Annotated in this window: 3 protein-coding genes; all 3 read left to right on the top strand. The window is 61.0% G+C overall.

The genetic code is table 11. The features are described 5' to 3' along the window. Positions 1-82: 82 nt before the first annotated feature. The 3 genes from LIO64_RS06685 (at position 83) to LIO64_RS06675 (ending at position 4,223) form a co-directional block, all read left to right on the top strand. Complete coding sequence (locus LIO64_RS06685) at positions 83-1,606, top strand: chloride channel protein (RefSeq protein WP_290548666.1); 1,524 nt, start codon at positions 83-85, stop codon at positions 1,604-1,606. A 197-nt stretch (positions 1,607-1,803) separates the two neighbouring features. Further along, positions 1,804-3,330, top strand: coding sequence for a sigma 54-interacting transcriptional regulator (locus tag LIO64_RS06680; protein WP_290548665.1), 1,527 nt, complete (start codon positions 1,804-1,806; stop codon positions 3,328-3,330). Next, complete coding sequence (locus LIO64_RS06675) at positions 3,327-4,223, top strand: squalene/phytoene synthase family protein (RefSeq protein WP_290548664.1); 897 nt, start codon at positions 3,327-3,329, stop codon at positions 4,221-4,223. Before LIO64_RS06680 ends, LIO64_RS06675 begins: the two co-directional genes overlap by 4 nt. Positions 4,224-4,375: the final 152 nt, after the last annotated feature.

Here is a 4,375-nt window from a genome sequence, read left to right as displayed (position 1 = left end):
GATGCCCCCGGGCACCGGGTCGGATTCCCGCGTGGGCCCCTTTTCCCCGGTGGACCCTTAACGCAGGCTGGGCCTGCCGGCGGTGGGGGGGCTGGCGGCCGGGTGCATCCTGCTGTTCCTGAAAAAGAGGATGCCGGGACAGGCTACGGAATACATGGAAGCCATGTCCATTGGAAACGGGCTGATCAAATTCCGCGCGTCCGCCCTGAAGGTTTTTTCCGCGGCATGGAGCATCGCTTCCGGGGCGGCTATCGGCAAGGAAGGGCCTATCATCCAGTCTTCCGCCCTGATTGCCTCTGCGGTGGGGCAGCAGCTGCATGTGTCCATCCCGCGGCTGCGGCTGCTGGTCGGCTGCGGGGCGGCGGCCGGGTTTACGACGGCGTTTCACGCCCCCTTTGCCGGGTGCCTGTTTGTCAGTGAAATCATTATCGGCACCGTCAGCATGGATATTCTGGCGCCCTTGCTGATTGCCTCCTGTACAGGATTCGCCATGCTGCACCTGCTGGGGGATCCCGCCCCGCTGTACAGTTCCCCATTTGAAAGCTTTACCGTCTTTTCCCAGTCCCTGTGGTGCATTGCGCTGGGGGTGGTGGCCGCTGTGGCGGCCAGGGGATGGGTCAGCCTGCTGGATGTGGCCACCAGGTACCTGAATGGCCGCCAGTCCCTCCTGCCGCTGCGTCTGATGGCCGCCGGGCTGGTGGTGGGGGTGCTGGCCGTTTTTTATCCGGAGGTGGTGGGCAACGGGCAGGCCCTGATTACCGGGCTGGTGAATGAGGATTACAGCACGCAGCAGGCGTTCATCCTGCTTCTGGTGAAGGTGTCCGCCGTGGCGGTGGTGTTTGGCTGCGGCACGGTGGGGGGCGCCATGACGCCCACGCTGTACGTGGGAAGCATGGTGGGATTTATTTTCAGTACGGTTCTGACGTCCATGGGCATGGAGGGAAATCACACCGTGGCATATGCCATGGTGGGAATGGCGGCCTTTTTTGCCGTGGCGGCCCAGGCTCCCCTGACCGCGCTGGTGATGGTGGTGGAGTTTTCCATGAGCGGGGAAATGATTTACCCCCTGCTGATCGGCGTGGTGAGTGCGTATGGAACGGGACGGCTGATTCGCGCGCGGTCCATGTACGCCGCCAGCCTGTCCGGCAGTCCGGAATCCGTGGTCAACCTGCCCATGGCGCAGGTCCATGTGCATGACCTGGCGCGCCATGTGGTGCCCCAGGTGGCGCCGGACGCTTCCCTGGATGACGTTTCCTCCCTGATGCTGCGGAATCCCGGAGACCTGATTTTTGTGGTGAAAAAGGACGGGACTTATGAAGGGGCCATTTATCCGGATGATTTTCTGGCCGTCCGCAAGCGGATGGATGAGAAAGGCGCAGGGCCGCCTCCCACCGCCGGGGAACTGGTCCGCCACGGTGCCCCCGTGCTGGATGCCGGCACCCATCTGACGGACGCCCTTCAATTGTTTGAGCAGACCCATCTGGGGGCCTTTCCCGTGGTGTGGAAAAATACCGGGCGTCTTGACGGCGTTTTGTACCGGAATGCCCTGTTCCAGGTCATCACGGAAATGATGAAAAGAGAGTCCGGAGGGGACGTCGGCCTGTGAGATGGAGCGGCGCAGGTCCCGTGTATTACAATTTTGTAACCTTCTTTTCAAACTCGTCCCTAACGTCATCAAATTTAAGCGCTAACATGTTATCCCCATTTCCTGCGGCCCTGTTAGCCCCGGCTGCATGACGGTGGAAGAAAAAGTAGTTGGTCTGGCAAGGCCGTACGGTTAATATTTACCCAGCCCCGGACTGCATGAATGAAGTAAACAAGTCACCGGATTTGGAAATGGTCGTGCTGCAGGAGATCAGCTCCGCCATCGTCAATGAACGCAACGGCACGGTTCTGCTCCAGCATATTCTGGATATCCTTTACCGCCGCATGAAGATGCTGCGCGGCACGTTCACCATCCGCCGCGGAAACGATCTGATGATCGAGGCGTCCCACGGGCTGGACGAGCAGGAGATGAAGCGCGGCCATTACCATGTGGGGGAAGGGATCACGGGCCATGTGGCGGAAACGGGCCGCCCCCATGTGATTGAGGACATTTCCCGTGATTCCAGATTCCTGAACCGTACCCGCACGCGCAAGAGCGGGGAAAAAGTGGCCTTCATCTGCGTTCCCATCATTCATTTGCAGCAGGTGATCGGAACCCTGAGCATTGACCGTCCCGTGGATAGGGAAACGGACCTGGAGCGGGACTGTAAACTGCTGGAAATTGTGGGCAACATCGTAGGGGATGCGCTGGCGGCCAGCCTCCAGGCGCATGAGGAACGGGCGGCCCTGATGGCGGAGAATGAGAAGCTGCGCCAGCTTTTGATAACCAATCCGGGTGAGCTGATCGGCAACTGCCGCCCCATGCTCCAGGTGTATGAACAGATTCGCCAGGTGGCGTCCAGCGACGCCACGGTGCTGATCCGGGGCAGTTCCGGAACCGGGAAGGAGCTGGTGGCCCGCGCCGTGGTCAACCTCAGCGGCAGGAAGGACAAGCCGCTGGTTACGCTGAACTGTGCGGCTATGCCGGAAAACCTGCTGGAAAGCGAATTGTTCGGCCATGAAAAAGGCTCCTTCACCGGAGCTACCAGCCGCCGCATCGGCCGGGCGGAGGCGGCGGACGGAGGCACCCTGTTTCTGGATGAGATCGGGGATTTGAGCCTTCAGATGCAGGTGAAACTGCTGCGTTTTCTTCAGGAAAAGACTTTTTCCCGCGTGGGAAGCAACAAGGAACTTCATTCCGACGTGCGCTTCATCGCCGCCACCAGCCGCAATCTGGAAGAATTGATGGCGGAAAACAAATTCCGGGAGGACTTGTACTACCGGCTGAACATTTTTCCCATCGTCATGCCGGACCTCTCCAAACGCAAGGGAGACATCATGCTGCTGGCGGAACACTTCCTTTCCAAATTCAACCTGAAATACGGGAAGGACATCAAGCGGCTGTCCACTCCCGCCATCAACATGCTCATGGCCTACCACTGGCCCGGCAACGTGCGGGAGCTGGAAAACTGCATGGAGCGTGCCGTCATCACGGCGCAGGAGGACTGCATTTACGGCTACAACCTGCCCGCCTCCCTGCAAATGCCCAGCAATGACGCCCCGTATTCCCGTGACGGGGAGGATCACGCGGATTTGCCGACGATGGTGGATTCCTTTGAACGGGAATTGATCGTAGCCGCGCTGAAACGCTCCCCCGGCAACATGTCCGCAGCGGCGCGGGAACTGGGTATCTCCCCCCGGGTGCTCCATTATAAAATGCACAGGCTGGGGCTGCAAAAATCATGAAAGGCCTCCATCAGCTTCTGTCTTCCGTTTCCCGGTCCTTTTACCTGAGCATGCGCTTCCTGCCCCGGGAAATGCGCCCTGGCGTGGCCGTGGGCTATCTGCTGGCGCGCGCCACGGATACCGTTGCGGATACCGTGGACATGGATTGCCGGGAGCGCCTGGCCCTGCTGAAGATGATGGGTGAGACGGTGGCCGGGGACGCCTCCCGGGAGACTGCCTCCTCCTGCTTTGGAAAACTGGGCGTTCTTTCCTCCGTCCAGCCGCACCGGGGGGAGGCTGAACTGCTGGCCCGCTTTCCCGAATGCCTGGCGCTGCTGGAAGCCCTTCCCCCCCGTGAACAGATGCTGGTAAGGCAGGTGCTGTCCACCATCGTGGAAGGGCAGGCGTGGGATCTGGAATACTTTGAGGACCATTCTTCCGTCTCATGCCCTGAACAGCTGGAGCACTATGCCTACATGGTGGCCGGCTGCGTGGGAGAGTTCTGGACCAGGCTGGGCCTGCTGGTGCTGCGCGCAGACTTCAGCACCCAGCCGGAGGAACAGCTTTTGCGCTGGGGCATGCATTACGGCATGGGGCTTCAGCTGGTGAACATCCTCCGGGACCGTGAGGAAGACCTTTCCCGTGGAAGAAGCTATCTGCCTGCCGCTGACGTGGAGCCCTGGCTGGACCGGGCGGAACGCTGGCTGAAGGAAGGCGTGTTTTATGCGGAATCCCTCCGGAACGGGAGGCTGCGTTTTTCCACGGTGCTTCCCGCATGGCTGGGGCTGGATACGCTGGACCTGCTTAAACGCCGGGAACTCCCGGCAAAGGGGGGGAAAGTGAAGGTGACGCGCGGGGCCGTTTATTCCCGCATGTGGAAGGCCTTCCTCTTTTCCTGGAAGGAAGCCCTGTAACCTATGGGGCGGTGGTAGCGGGGGCCGGGGTTGGCGGCGTTTCCGGCGCGGCTGCCGGAGCCGGGTTGGCCGCGGCCTTGTCTGCCGGGGCATCCGTTTTCTTCTGGTTATCCGCGGGAGCTTCCGCGGTGCTGCCGGGGCCGGGTTTGGGT

Origin of the sequence: Akkermansia sp., assembly GCF_020860705.1 — a bacterium.
Classification (GTDB): domain Bacteria; phylum Verrucomicrobiota; class Verrucomicrobiia; order Verrucomicrobiales; family Akkermansiaceae; genus Akkermansia.
This window is presented reverse-complemented; position numbering and strand designations above follow the sequence as displayed.